This is a genomic window from Serratia sp. PGPR-27 (assembly GCF_022678525.1).
In the GTDB taxonomy this organism is placed as follows: Bacteria; Pseudomonadota; Gammaproteobacteria; order Enterobacterales; family Enterobacteriaceae; genus Serratia; species Serratia nematodiphila.
The window spans coordinates 93,584-115,942 of sequence record NZ_JALBYS010000012.1 but is presented as its reverse complement, the minus strand read 5'-3'; the positions used below and the strand labels follow the sequence as shown (position 1 = coordinate 115,942).

Below are 22,359 nucleotides of genomic sequence, written 5' to 3'. Positions count from 1 at the left end.
TGCTGGCCAAGGTGCGCGACTACCTGTGGAAAAACGCCCATCTGGTGTCCAAAGTGATCGAAGGCAAGGAAGAAGAAGGCGCCAAGTTCCGCGACTATTTTGATCACCACGAACCGATTTCTCAGGTGCCTTCACACCGCGCGCTGGCGATGTTCCGCGGCCGCAACGAAGGCGTGCTGCAGCTGGCGCTGAACGCCGATCCGCAGTTTGAGGAAGCCCCGCGCGAAAGCCAGGCGGAGCTGATCATCATCAATCACCTCAACCTGCGCCTGAACAACGCCCCGGCCGACGCCTGGCGCAAGGCGGTGGTCAACTGGACCTGGCGCATCAAGGTGTTGCTGCACCTGGAAACCGAGCTGATGGGCACGGTGCGCGAGCGCGCGGAAGATGAAGCAATCAACGTTTTCGCCCGCAATATGCATGATCTGCTGATGGCCGCGCCGGCCGGCATGCGCGCCACCATGGGCCTCGATCCGGGCCTGCGCACCGGGGTGAAGGTCGCCGTGGTCGACGCGACCGGCAAGCTGGTCGCCACCGACACCGTCTACCCGCACACCGGGCAAGCGGCGAAAGCCGCCGCCATCGTCGCGGCGCTGTGCATCAAACACAACGTGGAGCTGGTGGCCATCGGCAACGGCACTGCTTCACGTGAAACCGAGCGCTTCTATCTCGACCTGCAAAAGCAGTTCGGCGAAGTCCGGGCGCAGAAAGTGATCGTCAGCGAAGCGGGCGCGTCGGTGTATTCCGCGTCCGAACTGGCGGCGCAGGAATTCCCGGATCTCGACGTATCGCTGCGCGGCGCGGTGTCCATCGCTCGCCGCCTGCAGGATCCGCTGGCGGAGCTGGTGAAGATCGACCCGAAATCCATCGGCGTCGGCCAGTATCAGCACGACGTCAGCCAGAGCCAGCTGGCGAAAAAGTTGGACTCGGTGGTGGAAGACTGCGTAAACGCCGTCGGCGTCGATCTGAACACCGCGTCGGTGCCGTTGCTGACCCGCGTGGCCGGCCTGACGCGCATGATGGCGCAGAACATCGTCAATTGGCGCGACGAGAACGGCCGCTTCAGCAACCGTGAACAGCTGCTGAAGGTCAGCCGTCTGGGGCCGAAGGCCTTCGAACAGTGCGCCGGCTTCCTGCGCATCAACCACGGCGACAACCCGCTGGATGCTTCCACCGTTCACCCGGAAGCCTATCCGGTGGTGCAACGCATCCTGGCCGCCACCGAGCAGGCGCTGCAGGACCTGATGGGCAACGCCTCCGCGGTGCGCAGCTTGAAAGCGGTCGATTTCACCGACGACAAGTTCGGCGTGCCGACGGTCACCGACATTCTGAAAGAGCTGGAGAAGCCGGGCCGCGATCCGCGTCCGGAGTTCAAAACCGCCACCTTCGCCGAAGGCGTGGAAACCCTCAACGATCTGCAGCCGGGCATGATCCTGGAAGGCTCGGTGACCAACGTCACCAACTTCGGCGCCTTCGTGGATATCGGCGTGCATCAGGACGGCCTGGTGCACATCTCCTCGCTGGCGGACAAATTCGTCGAAGATCCGCACACCGTGGTGAAGGCCGGCGACATCGTCAAAGTGAAGGTGATGGAAGTCGATCTGCAGCGTAAACGCATTGCGCTGAGCATGCGCCTGGATGAGCAACCGGGCGAGGGTTCACCGCGTCGCGGCGGCAACGCGCCTGCCCAGACGCGCAACAACGCCAACCGTTCGGCAGGCGGCAACAAGGCCAAACCGCGCAACGCGGCGCCGGCCGGCAACAGCGCCATGGGCGACGCGCTGGCGGCGGCATTCGGCAAGAAACGCTAAGTCGGAACCGACAGGGCGGAGCCTGCTCCGCCCTTTCCGAGAAAGAAAACTTGCGGCATTTTTTTGACCCGTCTCAATAAACCTTCATCTTTTTATTTCCCGTTGCTGCGTGACCGCCCTCCCATTGTTAAAGCGGCAAACATTCCTTCTGCAGCCGTTTATTAACAACGTCGTTAACACGCATTTTTCATTTTGCGAATTGTGAGCGAAACACAAATGGTTACCGCTCGTATTACGGCGGAATAATGTTATTGAATTGCCTTTCATCAGAAATAAATAAGGGAAAAACGCCATCAATATTTGCAAACGAGAAAACTCGGCTACAAATACGCAACTGATTTAACTCACCATTCTCATTTGTCGCCGAGTAAAAGCAGTGGTAAAACGGGGCTTATCAAGACGATACAACCAAAAACTGTCGACGCCATAATAATTGGTTACAATACCCCTATCTTTTGTGTTGAATGCGATAATGATAATTACTATTATTTGCGCTCACTTTATTGCATGACCTTATGGATGAATACCGCCGACGGCGTGGCATTTTCGCCGGCAACGTCCAATTATCATCAGCCCGATGTTCATCGGCACCCGGAAGGTTAATCACATGCAGCTTCAACCTAAACACACATATAAGATTGTCGGCTTTTCCGGTGAAATTGCGCCGGCCTACCGCCAGAAACTGTTATCGCTCGGCATGCTGCCCGGCTCTTCGTTCGACGTGGTGCGCGTCGCGCCGCTGGGCGATCCGATAGAAATTAAAACCCGCCGCGTCAGCCTGGTGCTGCGCAGGAAGGATCTGGCGCTGCTGCAGCTCGACGGCCAGTCCTGAACCGGCGCGCCTCCATTTGCCGACGCGCCCTTGCGCCGGCGCTGCTCTCCTTGAAGACGACACGCAGAACTATGAAAAAACTCACCATCGGCTTAATCGGTAACCCGAACTCCGGCAAAACCACGCTGTTCAACCAGCTGACCGGCGCACGCCAACGGGTCGGCAACTGGGCGGGCGTGACGGTCGAACGCAAAGAAGGCCATTTCACTACCCCGCAGTCCGACGTGCGGCTGGTCGATTTGCCCGGCACCTACTCCCTGACCACCATTTCAGAGCAAACCTCGCTCGATGAGCAGATCGCCTGCCACTACATTTTGAGCGGCGACGCCGATCTGCTGATCAACGTGGTCGACGCCTCCAACCTGGAGCGCAATCTCTACCTGACGCTGCAGCTGCTGGAGCTGGGCATTCCCTGCATCGTGGCGCTGAACATGCTCGACATCGCCAAAAGCCAGCATATCGATATCGACGTCGCCGCGCTGTCGGCGCGCCTCGGCTGCCCGGTAGTGCCGATGATCTCCACCCGCGCCGACGGCATCGGCGTGCTGAAACAGATGATCGACAATCATCGCCTCAACGAACAGCAGGCGCTGGTGAACTATCCGCCGTTGCTGCTGAAAGCGGTCGCCACGCTGAGCGATGCCATGCCGCAAACGCTGCCGGCGGTGCAACGCCGCTGGCTGGCATTGCAGATGCTGGAAGGCGACATCTACAGCCACCGGCTGGCCGGTCCCGCCGTCGCGCTGCTGCCTGCGGCCATTCAGGCGTTGCAACAGCAGCAGCAAGAAGACCCGGCGCTGGTGATCGCCGACGCGCGCTACCAGTCTATCGCCACCCTGAGCGACGCGGTCAGCAACTCGCAGCAGGCGATGCCCAACCGCCTGACCGACATGCTGGATAAAGTGATCCTCAACCGCTGGCTGGGCGTACCGATCTTCCTGTTGGTGATGTACCTGATGTTCCTGCTGGCGATCAACATCGGCGGCGCGCTGCAGCCGATCTTCGATATCGGCTCGGCGGCGATCTTCATTCAGGGCATTCAGTGGCTCGGCTACACCCTGCACTTCCCCGACTGGCTGACCGTTTTCCTGGCGCAGGGCGTCGGCGGCGGCATCAACACCGTGCTGCCGCTGGTGCCGCAGATCGGCATGATGTACCTGTTCCTGTCGTTCCTGGAAGACTCCGGCTACATGGCGCGTGCGGCGTTCGTGATGGATCGCCTGATGCAGGCGCTCGGGCTGCCGGGCAAATCCTTTGTGCCGCTGATCGTCGGTTTCGGCTGCAACGTGCCGTCCATCATGGGCGCCCGCACGCTGGACGCCCAACGCGAGCGCCTGATCACCATCATGATGGCGCCGTTCATGTCCTGCGGCGCCCGGCTGGCGATCTTCGCGGTATTCGCCGCCGCCTTCTTTGGCCAGGACGGCGCAGGGGTGGTGTTCTCGCTGTACATGCTCGGCATCGCGGTGGCGATCCTCACCGGCCTGGTACTCAAATACACCCTCATGCGCGGCGAAGCCTCGCCGTTCGTGATGGAGCTGCCGGTTTACCACGTGCCGCACCTGAAAAGCCTGCTGCTGCAAACCTGGCAGCGGTTGAAAGGCTTCGTGTTGCGCGCCGGTAAGGTGATCGTGGTGGCCAGCATATTCATCGGCGGCCTTAACAGCTTCTCGTTCAGCGGCAAAACGGTCGACAACATCAACGACTCCGCGCTGGCCACGGTTTCCAAGGTGCTGACGCCGTTGCTGCAGCCGATGGGCGTCCACCGCGATAACTGGCAGGCCACCGTCGGCCTGGTGACCGGCGCGATGGCGAAAGAAGTGGTGGTCGGCACGCTGAATACGCTGTATACCGCCGAGCACATCAACAAAGAGGCGTTCGACGCCGCCAACTTCAACCTGCTCGATGAGCTGGGCGGCGCGCTGCAGGAAACCTGGGACGGCCTGAAAAACACCTTCAGCCTGAGCGTGCTGTCCAACCCGATCGAAGCCAGCAAGGGCGACGGCGAGATGGGCGTCGGCTCGATGGGCGTGATGAGCAGCAAATTCGGCTCCGGCATCTCCGCCTACAGCTATCTGATCTTCGTGCTGCTGTATGTGCCCTGCGTCTCGGTGATGGGCGCCATCGCCCGCGAATCAAGCCGCGGCTGGATGACATTCTCCATCCTGTGGGGGCTGAATGTGGCCTACTCGCTGGCGACGCTGTTCTACCAAGCGGCGACCTTCAACCAACACCCGCAGTACAGCCTGACGGCGATCCTGGCGGTGGTGCTGGTGAATCTGCTGGTGCTGTTCGGCCTGCGCCGGGCGCGCAGCCGCGTCACGGTGCGCCTGGGCAACGCCACGCCGGCGGCCTGTTGTCAGGGCGCCAAAGGGAGCTGTCACTGATGGCCGGGCTGCTGCAGGTGCGCGATGCGCTGGCGCTGCGCGGCAGCGCCCAGGCGCAGCAGCTCAGCCAATTACTGGCGACGCCGCTGCCGCTGGTGCAGGCGATGCTGGATCGTTTGACGGCAATGGGGAAAGTGGAACGTATCGAACAGGATGGCGGCGCCTGTCTGAGCGGCGGCTGCAAAAGCTGCCCGCAGGGCCAGGGATGCAGCACGGTGTTCTACCGGCTGAAGGCCTAACGATCAGGGGCGCCGCAGCGGCGCCCCTTGCCGTTCAAGGCTTATTGCTTGTCTTTGTAAACTTCGGCGATGGCGCTGAATTTACCGTGTTCGCGGCCCGCCAGGATCACGTAGTATTGACCGCCCTTTTCGTCCGCCAGTTTGGACAGCTCTTCCTTGGCGTCCATCGGTGACGTGGTTTCCGCCGTCGTGGTGACGGTGCCGATCTTCTCGTATTTACCCGGATTCTTATCCAGATCTTCCTTGGTCAGCAGGGTTGCCGCCATGGAGCCGAAAGACACCGAACCCAGCACTGCCGCTGCAATAATCATCTTCAATGATTTCATGACACTAACCTCTCAATGGATAATTTATCTGTTATGAAAGCCGTCCAGGATCCATGCGTAGTACCGCAGGCTGCCGCGACATCCACAGGCCTCGTTGCTTTCCCTGACGGGGCCCGTTTCCCAGAGACGAAACGCCAAAATGAAAATCGCCGCACGCGGTCTTTTCATTTTGCAGCCAACGCATTGACTCACTAAGTATTGAACAGCTTTGTCTTTTATCCACCCGGCGGCGTTTTTTTTCGCGCTCTATCGTGCGTTTTCCCGCTGCATTCAATGTGCTGCAATAAACGCTTCGATCATCGTCACAAATTCATCGGGATGAGAGATAAACGGCGCATGGGCGGCTTTGGCCACGATCTGCGACGTGGAGTTCGGCCAGGCGGCGTCGAGCAGCTCGGCGACCTTGCGCGGCACCAGCCCGTCCAGATAGCCGTAGATCCGCAGCAGCGGCAGATTCAACTCCGCCAGCGGCGCGCGCAGATCGGCGGTGCGCAGGATCTCCAGCCCGCCGTTCAACACCTCGACGCTCGGCGTCGGTTGGTTGAGCACTACCGCTTTCAGCTGGCGCGCATCCTGACGCGCGCTCTCGGTGCCCAGCGTCTGCAGCGCCAGAAAACGCTCGACGGTGCGCTGGAAATCCAGGCTTAGCTGGTGCTGGAAACCGCTCAGCACATCCGGACGGATCCCCGGCCACGCATCGCGGGCGGCAAAGCACGGCGAAGAGGCCACGGTGATGAGCCCGCTGACCCGCTGCGGCTGCATCAGCGCCGCCTGGCTGGCCACCAGTCCGCCGAGCGACCAGCCGAGCCACCAGGCCTGCGGCGGGGCAGCCGCCAGCACGATTTCCGTCATCTGCTCCAGCGACAGGGCGCCGCACCCCTGGCTGCGGCCGTACCCCGGCAGATCGACCAGGTGCAGGCGAAAATGCGGCGTCAGCCGCGCCTGAATGCAACGCCACACTTCGGCGTTCAATCCCCAGCCGTGCAGCAGCACAAGATCGCGTTCGCCTTCGCCTATTGTTTGCCAGTACAGCGCTGTCATTGGTTATTGTCCTTTCATGCTTACCCGTCTCGGAGACGCTATGCTATCAATCCGCAGCCGCTGTTGGCTATGCCGACAACCGTTGAGCCTGATGCGTCATGGCATCTGCAGTTGCTGCCTGCGCCATCTGCCGGCCCACCCGCCGTGTTGCCCGCGCTGCGGATTGCCCGCCGGGAAGGCGCGAACGCCCTGCGGCCGCTGCCTGCAACGGCCGCCGCCCTGGCAACGGCTGGTGTTCGTCGGCGACTACGCTGCGCCCCTCAGCCAACTGGTAAAAAGGTTCAAGTTCCACCGCGCGCCCGAGCTCGCGCCGACGCTGGCGCGCCTGATGCTGTTGCGGTGGCAGCAGGCGCGCAGAGAGCAGTATCTGAACAGACCCGACCTGATTTTAGCGGTACCCTTGCATGCATCACGCTGCTGGCGCCGTGGCTATAACCAGAGCGATCTGCTGGCGCGGCCGCTGGCGCGCTGGCTGGGCTGCGCCTATCAGCCCGCCGCCTTGCGCCGGGTGCGCAAAACCGCCCTGCAACAGCGGCTGAGCGCCTCTGCCCGCAGACGCAATCTGCAGCGCGCGTTCGCCTGTACCGTGCCGGTCGCCGGCCGGCATATCGCCTTGGTGGATGACGTGGTGACCACCGGCAGCACCGTCGCGGCGATCGCGGCGCTGCTGCGGCGGCAAGGCGCCGCCTCGGTGCAGATATGGTGCGTTTGCCGCACGTTGTAGTGCCACGGCAATGGGCGTATTATAACCGACTATAGAAGTCAACTATTGAGCTAATGCTATGATCCGTATAACAGATGCTGCACAGGAACACTTTGCCAAACTGCTGGCAAATCAAGAAGAAGGCACCCAAATCCGCGTATTCGTGATCAACCCGGGCACGCCGACGGCCGAATGCGGTGTCTCTTATTGCCCGCCGGACGCGGTAGAAGCGACGGATACCGAACTGAAGTTCGACAAACTGTCCGCCTATGTCGATGAGCTGAGCGCGCCGTATCTGGAAGACGCCGAAATCGACTTCGTGACCGACCAGCTGGGTTCTCAGCTGACGCTGAAGGCGCCGAACGCCAAGATGCGCAAGGTCGATGACGACGCGCCGCTGATGGAGCGCGTGGAGTACGTGCTGCAGTCGCAGATCAACCCACAGCTGGCGGGCCACGGCGGCCGCGTAACGCTGATGGAGATCACCGACGACAACATGGCTATTCTGCAGTTCGGCGGCGGTTGCAACGGCTGTTCGATGGTCGACGTCACGCTGAAAGAAGGCATCGAGAAAGAGCTGCTGCAGAAATTCCCGGAGCTGAAGGGCGTGCGTGATTTGACCGAGCACCAGCGCGGCGAGCACTCCTACTATTGATACCCGGCGTTCGCGCCACGGTAGATAACATAATGCCGGAAGGGGGAACCCGTTCCGGCATTGTCGTTTTCAGCCCACCGACACCTTGCGGCGCCGCTTGTCCAAATCCTTCAGTAAGCGGTTTATGTGCGGGTCGGCAAACATCTCCTCCAGCGTCTGGGTCAGCTTGCGCCGCCAGTTAGGGTATTGATCGCTGGTGCCGGGAATGTTGACCGGATCCGCCATATCCAGCCAGTCTTCCGGCTGCAGGCCGAGCAGGGCGCTGGCGCTGTCGGCGACATAGCGCTGCAGGCCGCGGTTGAGCAGCGGGCTCATGCCGAGCAGCGCCGCCTTCTTGCCTACCTTCTGCGGCACGCAGCCATAGCGATGCAATCCGTCCAGCAACCCCTGTTTGGCGCGTTCCCGATCGGCGAACAGCGCTCGCAGGATCTCCGCGTCCGGGTAAAGGCCCAGCCGATTGCCGAGCGTCAGATCGTCGCTTTGCCAGTAGCCGCGCAGCGTCGGCAGATCGTGGGTGGTGATGGTCGCCATCGCCTGCACCGGATAGGCCTGCGGCGCGCGGAAATGGTGCTCGCCGTCGCTTTCGAAATAGAGCACTTTGTAGGAGTAGACGCCGCTGTCGCGCAGCTTGCCGACGATCTCCACCGGCACCGTGCCGAGATCCTCGCCGATCACCATGCAACGGTGGCGCTGGCTTTCCAGCGCCAGCACCGCCAGCAGATCGTCCACCGGGTATTTGACATAGGCGCCGCGATCGGCGGTTTCGCCATACGGGATCCACCACAGCCGCAGCAGCGCCATGACGTGATCGATGCGCAGCGCGCCGCAGCTGGTCATGTTGGCACGCAAAAGATCGATGAACGGCTGATACCCGCGCGCCGCCATCACGTGCGGATCCATCGGCGGCAGGCCCCAGTTTTGCCCCAGCGGCCCCAGAATATCCGGCGGCGCCCCGACCGACGCGTTCAGGCAGTACAGCTCGCGGTCACACCAGGTTTCCGCCCCGCCTTCCGCCACCCCGACCGCCAGATCGCGATACAGGCCAATCGGCATCTGCTGCAGCCTGCTCTGGTCAAAACACTGCGCGAACTGCGTGCCCGCCAGCCATTGCAGCCACAGGTAAAAGCGGACCGCGTCCTGATGTTCGGCGCAGAACTGCCACACCGCGTCGCTCTGCCCCTGCCGATAGCGCTCGGGCCAGGCCGGCCAGCCCCACTGGCTGGCGTCTTTGGCCGCCAGATGGGCATGCAGCGCATCAAACGCCGCCTGCTGATACAGGCTGTCGCCCCCCTCAGCCACGAACTGCTCGAACGCCTGACGCTGCGCGTCGTTCGGCTGGCGCGCCTGAAACAGCGGGAACGCCAGCTTCAGCGCCGCCAGCTTCAGCTGCATCACGGCGGTGTAGTCCACCCACTCCGCGGCGCGCGCCTTGGCCAGCTGCTTCTGCGTCGCCGGCTTCTGCCACCAGCGCTGCGCCGCGTCGCTGCGCTGGAAATCCTCCACCGCGTTGACGTCGATATACGCCAGATTCAACCAGCGGCGCGACGAGGGGCTGTAAGGGCTGGCGCTCTCCGGGTTGGCCGGATACAGCGCATGGATCGGATTGAGGCCGACGAAGGCACCGCCGCGTTCCCCCACCTGCTCCACCATCAGGCGCAGATCGCCGAAATCGCCGATGCCCCAGTTGCGATCGGAACGCAGCGTATACAGCTGAACGCAGGCCCCCCACAGCTTCTTGCCGGTCAGCAAGGCGTCCGGCTCAAAGCAGCGCCTCGGCGCGACGATCACTCGGCATGACCACTGCTGCTCGTCCTGGCTCAGCGTCAATTGGTGGTACCCCATCGGCAGATCGCCGGGCAGCGTCAGGGTCTTGCGCGCGCCGACGCGCCCCTGCAGGCATTCGCCGTCTTCACGCTGCAGCGCCCACAGGTACTCGCCTTCACCCGCCGGGGTCAACGCCAGCGGCGCGCCCTGATAGAACACCTTGACCGCCGGTAACGGTGATGCCGCGCCTTCCTGCGCGCCATCGGCCCGATTCATGGCCGCCAACAGCTTGCGCTTGGTCTCCGGTTCAATCGCCTGCCGCTTGCCGTGGGCATTGATAAAATCGGCAGCGATCCCCGCCTGCGCTGCCGCCTGATCGATACGCTTGCGATCCATTCGCTCTCCTTAACGTTTGGCTTGCCAGATACGCTGCTGATAATCGCGGATCGAGCGATCCGAGCTGAACATGCCGACGCGCGCGGTGTTAAGGATAGTCCGCCGCGTCCATTCGTCCCGATCGCGATACAGCTCGTCGACCCGGCGCTGCGCCTGGCAGTACGAGGCAAAGTCCGCCAGCACCAGGTAGGGATCGCCGCCTTCCAGCAGGCTGTGCAGCATCATGTCGAACGCGTGCTTGTCGCCGTGGCTGAAGGCACCGCTCGCCAGCTCGTCCAGAATCGCCTTCAGGTGCTTGTCTTTCTTGCGGTAGCTGAGCGGATCGTAACCCTTCGCCACTATCGCCTTCACCTGCTCCACGGTATTGCCGAAGATAAAGATATTGTCTTCGCCCACCTGCTCGGCGATTTCGACGTTGGCGCCGTCCAGCGTGCCGACCGTCAGCGCGCCGTTCAACGCCAGCTTCATGTTGCCGGTGCCGGAAGCCTCTTTGCCGGCGGTGGAGATCTGTTCGGAGATATCCGCCGCCGGGATCATCAATTCGGCTACCGACACACGGTAGTCAGGGATGAACGCCACTTTCAGGCGATCCTTCACCAGCGGATCGTTGTTGATCTTCTCGGCCGCCTGGTTAATGGCGTAGATGATGTTCTTCGCCAGGTAGTAACCCGGCGCCGCCTTGGCGCCGAACAGGAACACGCGCGGCACGATGTCCAGGTTCGGGTTGTCGCGCAGCTGGCGATACAGCGACAGGATATGCAGCAGGTTCAGGTGCTGGCGTTTGTACTCGTGCAGGCGTTTGATCTGCACGTCGAAGATCGCGTCCGGGTCGAGCGTCAACCCCATCACGCCGTGCACGTACTGGGCCAGCGCCACCTTGTTGTCGCGTTTGATCTGCTGATAACGCTGGCGGAACGCCGCGTCGTCAGCGAATTTCTCCAGCCCGCGCAGCGCGTCGAGATCGTTCGCCCACTCCACCTTCAGTGTCTCATCGATCAGGCCCGACAGCGCCGGGTTGCACTGTTTCAGCCAGCGGCGCGGCGTGATGCCGTTGGTGACGTTATGGAATTTATTCGGCCACAGCTGGTGGTATTCCGGGAACAGATCTTTCACCACCAGATCCGAGTGCAGCTGCGCCACGCCGTTGACCGCAAAGCCGCTGACCACGCACAGGTTGGCCATGCGCACCTGCTTGTTGTGGTGCACCGCCAGCTTGGCCCACACCGCCTCGTCGCCCGGCCAGTGCTTATCCACCAATTTTTTAAACCTGGCGTTGATTTGTTTGATGATGGAGAAATGGCGCGGCAGCAGGCTGCGCACCAATTTTTCATCCCAGCATTCCAGCGCTTCCGGCATCAGGGTGTGGTTGGTATAGGCGAAGGTGTTGCTGGTGATCGCCCAGGCCGCCTCCCACTCCAGCTGGTGCTCGTCCAGCAGAATGCGCAGCATTTCCGGAATGGCGATGGTCGGGTGGGTGTCGTTCAGCTGGATCACTTCGTACTTCGGCAGCTCTTCAATCTTGCGGCCGGCCTGATGGTGCTTGCGCAAAATGTCCGCCACCGAGCAGGCGCACTGGAAATACTGCTGCATCAGGCGCAGGCGCTTGCCGGCCTGATGGTTGTCGTTCGGGTAAAGCACCTTGGTCAGCTTGTCGGCTTCTACGCCCTGCTTCTCCGCCTGCAGGAACTTGCCGTCGTTGAAATCGCTCAGGTTGAACGGATGCTGATGAGTCGCCTGCCACAGACGCAGCGGCTGCGCCACGCCGTTGCGATACCCCAGAACCGGCAGATCCCAGGCTTCGCCGCGCAGGGTGAAGGCCGGGCGCCACAGTTCGCGGCCGTCGGCCTGCTTTTCCAGCTTGCCGCCGATGCCCACGTCCACCGCCAGCGCGGCGTTGTGGCGGAACCACGGGTAGCTCTCGCGCTGCCAGTTATCCGGCGCCTCTTGCTGCTGCCCATCGCGGAACGACTGGCGGAACAGCCCATACTGATAGTTCAGCCCATAGCCGGTGGCCGGTTGTTCCACCGTCGCCATCGAGTCGAGGAAACAGGCCGCCAGCCGCCCCAACCCGCCGTTGCCCAGCGCCGGATCGGTTTCCTGCTCCAGCAGATCCGCCAGCTTGACGTTTTGCTCGGCCAGCGCCTGCTCGACGGTGTCGTACCAGCCCAGGTTGATCAGGTTGTTCGCCGTCAGCCGGCCGATCAGAAACTCCATCGAGATGTAGTTTACGTGGCGCAGCGGTTTGGCGCTTTTGCGCGGCGCCGGCTGCGCGGCCAACTGCTCGGCCAGCGCCGCACTGACGGCTTCCCACCATTGATGTTGCGTCATCTGCTGTGCGGAACTGAGGCCGAACCGTTGCCATTGACGGGCGAGCGCCGCCAGAAAAGCATCCTTCTTAAGCGTAGGCTGTGACATAAGGAAAACTCTCTATCCAGTAAGTGGGTCAAATTGCCGCTATCGTGCCGGTGAGAAAGCCTGACGGCATCATCCCGCCTGGGGATTAGCTGGGGAGGAGGATTGGGGCGTAGCTGGAATTGTGATCTCAGGCACTGTTTGACTCCCTTGCAACGATGCAAAAAAGCCCGCCAACGCGTGCGGCGAGCACTGAGAACGTTAACCCTGACGTTAGCACAAGTATTCGCGCTGCTGAAGTTTTGTCCATGGCCGGAAATGCGATCCGCCACCGCATCGCCGCGCGCCGGCGCCAAACGTAAAAAAGTGTGATCGATAGCAACTTAACTCCAAGCCGATGCGGAAGCTTGTTGCAATACGTTTAGGGTTGGCAGAAGTTAGGGGGAGCTATTAATTACGAACCATAAAATAATTAGCGCCACTCCAATCCCGGCGGGAACCGCGATTTATACCCTGGAATACTATGCTGATCCCATCAAAACTGAGCCGCCCGGTACGGCTGCAAAATACCGTGATCCGCGATCGCCTGCTGGCCAAACTGGCCAGCGCGGGCAACTATCGTCTGACACTGGTCAATTGCCCGGCGGGATACGGGAAAACCACGCTGATCGCCCAATGGGCGGCCGGCAAGGCCGATCTGGGCTGGTATTCCCTGGATGAGAGCGACAACCAGCCGGAGCGCTTCGCCAGCTACCTGATCGCCGCCCTGCAGCAGGCCAGCGGCGGCCGCTGCGTCAAGAGCGAGGCGCTGAGCCAGAAACACCAGTACGCCAGCCTGTCGGCGCTGTTCGCCCAACTGTTTATCGAGCTGGCCGACTGGCATCAGCCGTTGTACCTGGTGATCGACGACTACCACCTGATCACCAACGACGCCATCCATGAAGCCATGCGCTTTTTCCTGCGCCATCAGCCGGAAAACCTGACGCTGATCCTGCTCTCGCGCACTCTGCCGCCGCTCGGCATCGCCAACCTGCGGGTGCGCGATCAGCTGCTGGAAATGGGCACGCAGCAGCTGGCGTTCACCCATCAGGAAGCCAAACAGTTCTTCGATTGCCGCCTGGCGGCGCCGATGGAGCAGCAGGACAGCAGTCGCCTGTGCGACGAAGTCGAAGGCTGGGCCACCGCGCTGCAGCTGATCGCGCTGTCGGCTCGCCAATCCGCCTCCTCGGCTCAGCTGTCGGCCAAGCGGCTGGCGGGGCTGAACGCCAGCCATCTGTCCGACTATCTGGTGGACGAAGTGCTGGATCACGTCGATGCCGATGCGCGCGCCTTCCTGCTGCGCTGTTCGGTGTTGCGCTCGATGAACGATGCGCTGATCGTGCGGCTGACCGGCGAAGACAACGGCCAGCAGCGGCTGGAGGAGCTGGAGCGCCAGGGGCTGTTTATCCACCGCATGGACGACACCGGCGAATGGTTCAACTTCCATCCGCTGTTCGCCTCTTTCCTGCGCCAGCGTTGCCAGTGGGAGCTGGCGCTGGAGCTACCGGGGCTGCACCGCGCCGCCGCCGAAGGCTGGCTGGCGCTGGGGTATCCGGCGGAGGCCATTCACCACGCGCTGGCGGCCAGCGACGTCAGCATGCTGCGCGATATCCTGCTGCAACACGCCTGGTCGCTGTTCCACCACAGCGAACTGGCCTTGCTGGAGGAGTGCCTCAACGCGCTGCCGTATGAGCGCCTGATCCAAAACCCCAAGCTGGCGCTGCTGCAGGCCTGGCTGGCGCAGAGCCAGCACCGCTACAGCGAAGTCAACACTCTGCTGGAGCGCGCCGAGCGCACCATGCGCGAACAGAAAATCGAGATAGACCAAACGCTGCACGCCGAGTTCGACGCCTTGCGCGCCCAGGTGGCGATCAACGCCGGCAAACCGGAAGAAGCCGAGCGGCTGGCGACCGAAGCGTTGAAATTCCTGCCGCTGTCCAGCTACTACAGCCGCATCGTCGCCACCTCGGTGACCGGCGAAGTGCACCACTGCAAGGGCGAACTGGCGCGCGCGCTGCCGATGATGCAGCAAACCGAGCAGATGGCGCGTCGCCATCAGGCGAACCATTACGCGCTCTGGGCGCTGCTGCAGCAAAGCGAAATCCTTATCGCCCAAGGCTTCCTGCAGGCCGCTTACGAAACCCAGGATAAAGCGTTCGAACTGATCCGCGAGCAGCACCTGGAACAGCTGCCGATGCACGAATTTCTGCTGCGCATCCGCGCCCAGATCCTGTGGTCGTGGTCGCGGTTGGACGAAGCGGAAGACGCGGCGCGCGCCGGGCTGAAAATCCTGGCTAACTACCAACCGCAGCAGCAGTTGCAGTGCATCGCCATGCTGGCCAAATGCTCGCTGGCGCGCGGCGATCTGGACAACGCCAATACCCATCTGCAGCGCTGCGAAACCCTGCTGCACGGCGCGCACTATCATCGCGACTGGCTGACCAACACCGACAAATCGCGGGTGATCCACTGGCAGATGACCGGCGACGCCGCCGCCGCCGCCCAGTGGCTGCGTCATACCGAAAAACCCGGCATGGCGGACAACCATTTCACGCAGGGCCAATGGCGCAACATCGCGCGGGTGCAGATCCTGCTCGGCCAGTATGAAGAGGCCGGCGTGGTGCTGGATGAACTGAACGAAAACGCTCGCCGCTTGCGACTGGTGAGCGATCTCAACCGCAATCTGCTGCTCAGCAACCAGCTTTACTGGCTGCAAGAGCGCAAAGGCGAAGCGCAGCAGGCGTTGATCGAAGCGCTGTCGCTGGCCAACCGCACCGGTTTTATCAGCCACTTCGTCATCGAGGGCGAAGCGATGGCGCAGCAGCTGCGCCAGCTGATCCAGCTCAACACGCTGCCGGAGCTGGAACAGCATCGCGCCCAGCGTATCTTGCGCGACATCAACCAGCATCATCGGCACAAGTTCGCGCATTTTGACGAGAACTTCGTCGATAAGCTGCTGACCCACCCGCAGGTGCCGGAACTGATCCGCACCAGCCCGCTGACCCAACGCGAATGGCAGGTGCTGGGGCTGATCTATTCCGGTTACAGCAACGACCAGATCGCCGGCGAGTTGGACGTGGCGGCCACCACCATCAAGACGCATATCCGCAATCTGTACCAGAAACTGGGCGTGGCCCATCGCCAGGAGGCGGTGCAGCAGGCGCAGCAACTGCTGAAAATGATGGGCTACGGCGCGTAAAAACCCTGATATCCCTCTGGTCTTAAACGCCGCAGAGTTGGTTACAATAGCGGCGTCCCCCTATTACGAGGCAGTCAGCAGTATGGAACAGTTCGAAGCGATCAACGTTGAGCAGGCGTACACCCGCTGGAAAGAGGGCAGCGCCGCCCTGGTCGACATCCGCGATCCGCAAAGTTTTGAAGCCGGGCATACGCCGGGCGCTTTTCACCTCACCAACGCCACCTTGTCGGCCTTTATGCAGCAAAACGACTTCGAGCGGCCGGTGATGGTGATGTGCTACCACGGCAACAGCAGCCGCAGCGCGGCGCAGTACCTGCTGCACCAGGGGTTCGACGCGGTCTACAGCATCGACGGCGGCTTCGAAGCCTGGGCCCGCCAGTATCCGCAAGACGTGGAAACCTCTGCCTGATCCCCGCCGCCCGCCGTGCGTCGGCGGGCTTCCCTTTCGTTTTTGTGCGCGTTTTCGCGGGTTTTTCGCAGATCCGTTTGCCAGCGCTCAGGATTTCGACGTTATAATCGGCCGTCAGGGTCGCCGGCGAGCAAGCCGCGGCCAAAATCATTCACTTACGACGGAAGAGCAATGGTTAGAGTAATCGCCATATCCAACCCGCGCCTGGCGCTGGCCTTTGTCGACTATATGGCGACCCAGGGCATCCGGCTTGAACTGCGCAACAGCGGCGAGGCGGCGGAAATCTGGCTGGCCGACGACGGTCACCTCGAGCAGGTGCAACACGAGCTGCAGCAGTTTCTGGCCGATCCGCTCAACCGCCGTTATCAGGCCGCCAGCTGGCAGACCGGCCATACCGACGCCGGCCTGCATTATCAGAGCGAATCCTACCTGCACACCCTGCGCAGCAAGGCCGGGCCGCTGACGCTCGGCGTGATGGTGCTGTGCATCGCGGTCTATATTCTGATGCAGGCGCTGGGCGACGATACCGTGATGTACTGGCTCTCCTGGCCGCAGGACAGCAGCCAATACACGCAGCTGTGGCGCTGGGTCAGCCATGCGTTCCTGCATTTCTCCCTGCTGCATATCCTGTTTAACCTGATGTGGTGGTGGTATCTCGGCGGCCAGATGGAAAAACGCCTCGGCGCCGGCAAGCTGTTCGTGCTGGCGGTGGTGTCGGCGTTCTTCAGCGGCTGGGCGCAATCGTTGTTCAGCGGCGCGCTGTTCGGCGGGCTGTCTGGCGTGGTTTATGCGCTGATGGGCTATGTGTGGCTGTCGGGCGAACGGGCGCCGGAGCGCGGCTTGATGCTGCCGCGCGGCCTGATGGTGTTCTCGGTGCTGTGGCTGGTGGCCGGATATTTCGATATTTTAGGAATGTCGATCGCCAACGCGGCACACATAGCCGGTTTAGTGTTAGGGTTATTGATGGCATTTTGGGATACGCGTCATCGCGCACACAACGAACAATAACAGCCGGGAGCTATGCCCCAATGGGCATAGCGGGCGTTTTAGGGGATTATCGTGAAGCAAACACAGCGTCATGACGCAATTATCGAGCTGGTGCGCCTGCAGGGTTACGTCAGCACGGAAGAGCTGGTCGAACATTTTGACGTCAGCCCGCAAACGATTCGCCGCGATTTGAATGACCTGGCCGACCAGAACAAGATCCAGCGTCACCACGGCGGCGCGGCGCTGCCTTCCAGCTCGGTCAACGCTGCCTATAACGATCGCAAGGTGATGTGGTCGGAAGAGAAGGCCCGCATCGCGCAGCGCGTCGCCAGCCAGATCCCGGACGGCGCCACGCTGTTCATCGATATCGGCACCACGCCGGAGGCGGTGGCCCATGCGCTGATGAACCACAAGAACCTGCGTGTGGTCACCAACAACCTTAACGTCGCCACCCTGCTGACCGCCAAAGAAGACTTCCGCCTGATCCTGGCCGGCGGCGAAGTGCGCACCCGCGACGGCGGCATCATGGGCGAAGCCACGCTGGACTTCATCTCCCAATTCCGTCTCGATTACGGCATTCTCGGCATCAGCGGCATCGATATGGACGGCTCGCTGCTCGAATTCGACTATCACGAAGTGCGCACCAAACGCGCGATTATCGAAAATTCCCGCTGCGTGATGCTGGTGACCGACCATTCCAAATTCGGCCGCAACGCCATGGTCAACCTGGGCAACATGAACCTGATCGACTACCTGTTTACCGACCAGCTGCCGCCGCCGAGCGTGATGAAAATCATCGAACAGTACGACGTGCAGCTGGAGTTGTGCTGATTCAGCCTTAACCTGCGGGGCGCGCCGCCGCCCCGTTTCATCCCTTCAGGCACCCCTCATCGACAGCCGTTTGCGCGCCCGCGCCATATCCATACTATTTGTGTGACTATCATCACCAAACTGTTACCTCTATCACGCCTAAATGTTTTTGTTTGGTTAACTCTTGGCTTGCTTGTTGGTTTTTGATTACAATCATGAGCGAAAACGAACATGAAAGAGCTATTTCGAACATCTGGAGGAAGATGACGTGGAAACCAAAGACTTGATCGTTATCGGTGGCGGCATCAACGGTGCCGGCATCGCGGCGGATGCTGCCGGGCGCGGGCTGTCGGTACTGCTACTGGAAGCGCAAGACTTGGCCTGTGCTACGTCTTCCGCCAGTTCCAAACTGATCCACGGTGGCCTGCGCTACCTGGAACACTACGAATTCCGTCTGGTGAGCGAAGCGCTGGCCGAACGTGAAGTGCTGCTGAAACTGGCGCCGCACATCGCGTTCCCGATGCGTTTCCGCCTGCCGCACCAGCCGCACCTGCGTCCGGCCTGGATGATCCGCATCGGCCTGTTCCTGTACGATCACCTGGGCAAACGCACCAGCCTGCCGGGCAGCAAGGGTTTGCGCTTTGGACCAGAGTCGGTGCTGAAGCCTGAACTGAAGCGCGGTTTCGAATATTCCGACTGCTGGGTCGACGATGCTCGCCTGGTGGTGCTGAACGCGCAGGAAGTGGAAAAACGCGGCGGCGAAGTGCGCACCCGCACCAAAGTGACCCGCGCATGGCGTGAAAACGGCCTGTGGATGGTGGAAGCGGTCGATATCGACAGCGGCAAAACCTTCACCTGGCGCGCCAAAGGCCTGGTGAACGCCACCGGCCCGTGGGTGAAAAACTTCTTCGACGACGGCCTGAAGCTGAAATCGCCTTACGGCATCCGCCTGATCAAAGGCAGCCACATCGTGGTGCCGCGCGTGCACGATCAGCCGCAGTCTTACATTCTGCAGAACGAAGACCACCGCATCGTGTTCGTGATCCCGTGGAATGACGAGTTCTCCATCATCGGCACCACCGACGTGGAGTACAAAGGCGATCCGAAAGACGTGAAGATCGACGAGAACGAAATCGCTTATCTGCTGAAAGTGTACAACGACCACTTCAAGAAGCAGCTGGGCCGCGACGACATCGTCTGGACTTACTCCGGCGTGCGTCCGCTGTGCGACGACGAATCCGATTCACCGCAGGCGATCACCCGCGATTACACGCTGGACGTGCACGATGAGCAGGGCAAAGCGCCGCTGCTGTCGGTGTTCGGCGGCAAGCTGACCACCTACCGCAAGCTGGCCGAACATGCGATGGAAAAACTGGCCCACTACTACCCAGGCTGCGGCCCGGCGTGGACCAAAAATGCCACGCTGCCGGGCGGTGACATCGACGGCGACCGCGACGGTTACGCGGCCAAACTGCGCCGTGCGCACGGCTGGCTGCCGGAAGCCCTGGCGCGCCGCTATGCCCGCACCTACGGCAGCCAGAGCGAGCTGATCCTGGCCGGCGCCAACGGCCTCGCCGATCTGGGCGAAGATTTCGGCCACGGTCTGTATGAAGCCGAGCTGCGCTACCTGACCGAGAAAGAGTGGGTCGTAGAGCTGGACGACGCCATCTGGCGCCGCACCAAGCTGGGCATGTGGCTGGACGAAGCGCAGCAGGCGCGAGTGAAAGCCTGGCTGGCGGAACACGCGAAAACGAAAGCGCTGTCTCTGGCTTCCTGAGCTGCAGCGTAACGAAAAAGGGCCGGTTATCCGGCCCTTTGCTTTTTTCCTCTCTCGCTTTACAGTTTCACCGGCTTAATGTGCCAAATTTCATCCGCGTATTCCTGAATGGTGCGATCGGATGAGAAGTAGCCCATATTGGCGATATTCAGCACCGCGCGCCGCGTCCACTCGTCCTGATTGAGATAGACCTCGTCCACCTTGTCCTGCGTGTCCACATAGCTGCGGTAATCCGCCAACAGCTGATAGTGATCGCCGAGGTTGACCAGCGAGTCGAACAAATTGCCATAGCGTTTCGGCTCTTCCGGGCTGAACACCCCGGTGGCGATCTGCGTCAGCGCCTGATGCAGCTCCGGATCCTGCTCATAGTACTGGCGCGGGTTGTAACCGTTGCGGCGCAGTTCCTCAACCTGCTCGGCGGTATTGCCGAAAATAAAGATATTCTCCTCCCCCACGTGCTCACGCATCTCGACGTTGGCGCCGTCCAGCGTGCCGATGGTCAGCGCGCCGTTCAGCGCGAACTTCATGTTGCTGGTGCCCGAGGCCTCGGTGCCCGCCAGCGAGATCTGTTCCGACAGATCCGCCGCCGGGATAATGATCTGCGCCAGGCTGACGCCGTAGTTCGGGATGAACACCACCTTCAGTTGGGTATGCACGCGCGGATCGTTGTTGATCACTTTGGCCACATCGTTGATCAGACGGATGATCTGCTTGGCGGCATAGTAGGCTGAGGCCGCCTTGCCGGCGAAGATCACCACCCGCGGCACGCGCTCAATGTCCGGGTCAGCCAGCAAACGGTTATACAGCGTGATGACGTGCAGCACGTTGAGCAGCTGCCGTTTGTACTCGTGGATGCGCTTGATTTGCACATCGAACAACGCATCCGGGTTGACCACCACGTTGAGCGTTTTGGCGATGTACAGCGCCAGCCGCTCCTTGTTCTGCCGTTTGGCGCGCTGCACCGCCTGCAGGAAGCTCGGGTAATCGACGTTGGCCTTGATCTCGCTCAGTTGGCTGAGATCGGTGCGCCAGGTTTGACCGATGCAGTCGTCCAGCACCGCCGCCAGCGGCGGATTGGCCAGCGCCAGCCAACGGCGCGGCGTCACCCCGTTGGTTTTGTTGCAGAAACGGGTCGGGAATAGCCGGGCGAAGTCGGCGAACAGCGACTGCACCATCAGTTCGGAATGCAGGGCGGAAACGCCGTTGACCTTGTGGCTGGCCACCACCGCCAGCCAAGCCATGCGCACCCGGCGGCCGTTGGTTTCGTCGATGATCGAGACCCGCGCCAGCAGATCGTTGTCGTCCGGCGCCACTTCCTGCACCATCTTGAGGAAGTGATCGTTGATTTCGAAAATCAGCTGCAGATGGCGCGGCAAGATGCGGCCAATCATATCCAGCGGCCAGGTCTCCAGCGCCTCGCTCATCAGCGTGTGGTTGGTGTAAGAGAACACCTGCTCCACCACTTCCCAGGCGTCGAGCCACTTGAATTTATGCTCGTCGATCAGCCGGTGCATCAGCTCCGGAATCGACAATACCGGGTGGGTGTCGTTGAGGTGAATGGCGATCTTGTCCGCCAGGTTGTCGAAGGTTTTGTGCATCAGCCAATGGCGGTTGAGGATATCCTGCACCGTGGCCGACACCAGGAAATACTCCTGCCGCAGCCGCAGCTCGCGCCCGGACGAGGTCGAATCGTCCGGATAGAGCACGCGCGACACGTTCTCCGAGTGATTTTTGTCTTCCACCGCCGCGAAGTAATCGCCCTGGTTGAACTTGCCGAGGTTGATCTCGTTACTGGCCTGCGCGCCCCACAACCGCAGCGTGTTGGTGGCGTCGGTGTCGAAACCGGGGATCACCTGATCGTAGGCGATGGCCACGATTTCTTCGGTCTCCAGCCAGCGGGCCTTGGCCCCCTCCTGCTGCACGCGGCCGCCGAAGCGCACCTTGTAGCGGGTGTTATGGCGCGGAAACTCCCACGGATTGCCGTACTCCAGCCAGTAGTCCGGCGATTCCATCTGTTGGCCGTTGACGATGTTCTGCTTGAACATGCCGTACTCATAGCGAATGCCGTAGCCGCGCCCCGGCAGCGCCAGCGTCGCCAGCGAGTCAAGGAAGCAGGCCGCCAGCCGGCCCAGGCCGCCGTTACCGAGCCCGGGGTCGTTTTCTTCCTCCAGCAGCTCCGCCAGGTTCAGCCCCATCTCGTTCAACGCGTTGTCGATATCCTGATAGATGCCCATCGACAGCAGCGCGTTTGACAGGGTGCGGCCGATCAGGAACTCCATCGACAGGTAATACACCTGCCGCACGTCTTGAGACAGCTGGGCGCGGTTGGAACGCAGCCAGCGCTCCACCATGCGATCGCGTACCGCGAACAGCACGGCGTTCAGCCAATCGTGCCGGTTGGCGATGGCCGGATCCTTGCCGACGATAAACATCAGCTTATAGGCGATGGAGTGTTTCAGCGCTTCCACACTGACCGTAGGTGAGGTGTAACTAAACGGTGAAGTCATGGCTTTTTAATCCCTTGTAGGGAGCCCCGCCATTCGCCGCGGAATAGCGGGCTCCGCTGAACATGGACGCGGCACGCCGCGCCCCGACAATCTACCCTTACGGCTGCCCGCCGCGCGCCAACCCG

General features: G+C 61.6%; 16 protein-coding genes. 11 read left to right on the top strand and 5 right to left on the bottom strand.

Going from position 1 to position 22,359, the window contains the following annotated elements; all coding sequences use genetic code 11:
- From MMS95_RS09245 to MMS95_RS09230, 4 genes are all read left to right on the top strand, one after another.
- Positions 1 to 1,811, top strand: a 1,811-nt coding sequence (locus tag MMS95_RS09245) for a Tex family protein (protein WP_242141593.1), incomplete at its 5' end; no start/stop codon positions are given.
- 607 nt (positions 1,812 to 2,418) lie between these two features.
- On the top strand, positions 2,419 to 2,643 hold the full coding sequence (gene feoA / locus MMS95_RS09240) for a ferrous iron transporter A (protein ID WP_004930752.1): 225 nt from the start codon (positions 2,419 to 2,421) through the stop codon (positions 2,641 to 2,643).
- 71 nt (positions 2,644 to 2,714) lie between these two features.
- Entirely contained in the window at positions 2,715 to 5,030 is a 2,316-nt protein-coding gene (gene feoB / locus MMS95_RS09235; protein WP_242141592.1) for a Fe(2+) transporter permease subunit FeoB, read from the top strand.
- Positions 5,030 to 5,269 (top strand): FeoC-like transcriptional regulator, encoded by a 240-nt coding sequence (locus tag MMS95_RS09230; protein ID WP_049300451.1) that lies wholly within the window; start codon positions 5,030 to 5,032, stop codon positions 5,267 to 5,269. The genes feoB and MMS95_RS09230 overlap by 1 nt, the downstream gene beginning before the upstream one ends.
- Positions 5,270 to 5,310: 41 nt before the next feature.
- Here the strand turns inward: MMS95_RS09230 and MMS95_RS09225 are convergent, their stop codons facing one another.
- Together MMS95_RS09225 and bioH are read right to left on the bottom strand one after the other, a co-directional pair.
- Positions 5,311 to 5,595 carry a YdgH/BhsA/McbA-like domain containing protein gene (locus MMS95_RS09225; RefSeq protein WP_004930765.1) on the bottom strand — a complete coding sequence of 95 codons (285 nt, stop codon included), beginning with the start codon at positions 5,593 to 5,595 and terminating at the stop codon, positions 5,311 to 5,313.
- Between the two features lie 270 nt (positions 5,596 to 5,865).
- Complete coding sequence (gene bioH, locus MMS95_RS09220; protein WP_242141591.1) at positions 5,866 to 6,636, bottom strand: pimeloyl-ACP methyl ester esterase BioH; 771 nt, start codon at positions 6,634 to 6,636, stop codon at positions 5,866 to 5,868.
- A 40-nt stretch (positions 6,637 to 6,676) separates the two neighbouring features.
- Here bioH and gntX point away from each other — a divergent pair, with 40 nt between their 5' ends.
- Together gntX and nfuA are read left to right on the top strand one after the other, a co-directional pair.
- Complete coding sequence (gene gntX, locus MMS95_RS09215) at positions 6,677 to 7,360, top strand: DNA utilization protein GntX (RefSeq protein WP_028128296.1); 684 nt, start codon at positions 6,677 to 6,679, stop codon at positions 7,358 to 7,360.
- A 58-nt stretch (positions 7,361 to 7,418) separates the two neighbouring features.
- Entirely contained in the window at positions 7,419 to 7,994 is a 576-nt protein-coding gene (gene nfuA, locus MMS95_RS09210; protein ID WP_004930777.1) for a Fe-S biogenesis protein NfuA, read from the top strand.
- A gap of 69 nt (positions 7,995 to 8,063) precedes the next feature.
- Here the strand turns inward: nfuA and malQ are convergent, their stop codons facing one another.
- Positions 8,064 to 10,154: a 4-alpha-glucanotransferase gene (gene malQ, locus MMS95_RS09205; RefSeq protein WP_242141590.1), complete on the bottom strand. Its 2,091-nt coding sequence runs from the start codon at positions 10,152 to 10,154 to the stop codon at positions 8,064 to 8,066.
- A gap of 9 nt (positions 10,155 to 10,163) precedes the next feature.
- Entirely contained in the window at positions 10,164 to 12,569 is a 2,406-nt protein-coding gene (gene malP / locus MMS95_RS09200) for a maltodextrin phosphorylase (protein ID WP_131165345.1), read from the bottom strand.
- 460 nt (positions 12,570 to 13,029) lie between these two features.
- Between malP and malT the strand changes: the two genes are divergently transcribed.
- The 5 genes from malT (at position 13,030) to glpD (ending at position 19,727) form a co-directional block, all read left to right on the top strand.
- Positions 13,030 to 15,744, top strand: a complete 2,715-nt coding sequence (gene malT / locus MMS95_RS09195) for an HTH-type transcriptional regulator MalT (protein WP_242141589.1) — start codon at positions 13,030 to 13,032, stop codon at positions 15,742 to 15,744.
- Between the two features lie 82 nt (positions 15,745 to 15,826).
- Positions 15,827 to 16,153 carry a thiosulfate sulfurtransferase GlpE gene (gene glpE / locus MMS95_RS09190; protein ID WP_004930790.1) on the top strand — a complete coding sequence of 109 codons (327 nt, stop codon included), beginning with the start codon at positions 15,827 to 15,829 and terminating at the stop codon, positions 16,151 to 16,153.
- 171 nt (positions 16,154 to 16,324) lie between these two features.
- A complete protein-coding gene (gene glpG, locus MMS95_RS09185; protein WP_015379321.1) occupies positions 16,325 to 17,161 on the top strand; it encodes a rhomboid family intramembrane serine protease GlpG in 837 nt (278 codons plus the stop codon).
- A 51-nt stretch (positions 17,162 to 17,212) separates the two neighbouring features.
- Positions 17,213 to 17,971, top strand: a complete 759-nt coding sequence (locus MMS95_RS09180; RefSeq protein WP_004930797.1) for a DeoR/GlpR family transcriptional regulator — start codon at positions 17,213 to 17,215, stop codon at positions 17,969 to 17,971.
- Positions 17,972 to 18,218: 247 nt separating this feature from the next.
- Positions 18,219 to 19,727 carry a glycerol-3-phosphate dehydrogenase gene (glpD, locus tag MMS95_RS09175; RefSeq protein ID WP_004930801.1) on the top strand — a complete coding sequence of 503 codons (1,509 nt, stop codon included), beginning with the start codon at positions 18,219 to 18,221 and terminating at the stop codon, positions 19,725 to 19,727.
- Positions 19,728 to 19,786: 59 nt separating this feature from the next.
- Here the strand turns inward: glpD and glgP are convergent, their stop codons facing one another.
- Positions 19,787 to 22,234, bottom strand: a complete 2,448-nt coding sequence (glgP, locus tag MMS95_RS09170) for a glycogen phosphorylase (protein WP_118892661.1) — start codon at positions 22,232 to 22,234, stop codon at positions 19,787 to 19,789.
- Between the last annotated feature and the right edge of the window lie 125 nt (positions 22,235 to 22,359).

Bases quoted from the DNA above. Each gene is read 5' to 3' on its own strand.
- feoB (WP_242141592.1), top strand. From the start codon at position 2,715: ATGAAAAAACTCACCATCGGCTTAATCGGTAACCCGAACTCCGGCAAA.
- malQ (WP_242141590.1), bottom strand. From the start codon at position 10,154: ATGGATCGCAAGCGTATCGATCAGGCGGCAGCGCAGGCGGGGATCGCT.
- glpG (WP_015379321.1), top strand. From the start codon at position 16,325: ATGGTTAGAGTAATCGCCATATCCAACCCGCGCCTGGCGCTGGCCTTT.
- malP (WP_131165345.1), bottom strand. From the start codon at position 12,569: ATGTCACAGCCTACGCTTAAGAAGGATGCTTTTCTGGCGGCGCTCGCC.
- feoA (WP_004930752.1), top strand. From the start codon at position 2,419: ATGCAGCTTCAACCTAAACACACATATAAGATTGTCGGCTTTTCCGGT.
- malT (WP_242141589.1), top strand. From the start codon at position 13,030: ATGCTGATCCCATCAAAACTGAGCCGCCCGGTACGGCTGCAAAATACC.
- bioH (WP_242141591.1), bottom strand. From the start codon at position 6,636: ATGACAGCGCTGTACTGGCAAACAATAGGCGAAGGCGAACGCGATCTT.
- glgP (WP_118892661.1), bottom strand. From the start codon at position 22,234: ATGACTTCACCGTTTAGTTACACCTCACCTACGGTCAGTGTGGAAGCG.
- nfuA (WP_004930777.1), top strand. From the start codon at position 7,419: ATGATCCGTATAACAGATGCTGCACAGGAACACTTTGCCAAACTGCTG.
- MMS95_RS09225 (WP_004930765.1), bottom strand. From the start codon at position 5,595: ATGAAATCATTGAAGATGATTATTGCAGCGGCAGTGCTGGGTTCGGTG.
- MMS95_RS09230 (WP_049300451.1), top strand. From the start codon at position 5,030: ATGGCCGGGCTGCTGCAGGTGCGCGATGCGCTGGCGCTGCGCGGCAGC.
- gntX (WP_028128296.1), top strand. From the start codon at position 6,677: ATGCTATCAATCCGCAGCCGCTGTTGGCTATGCCGACAACCGTTGAGC.
- glpE (WP_004930790.1), top strand. From the start codon at position 15,827: ATGGAACAGTTCGAAGCGATCAACGTTGAGCAGGCGTACACCCGCTGG.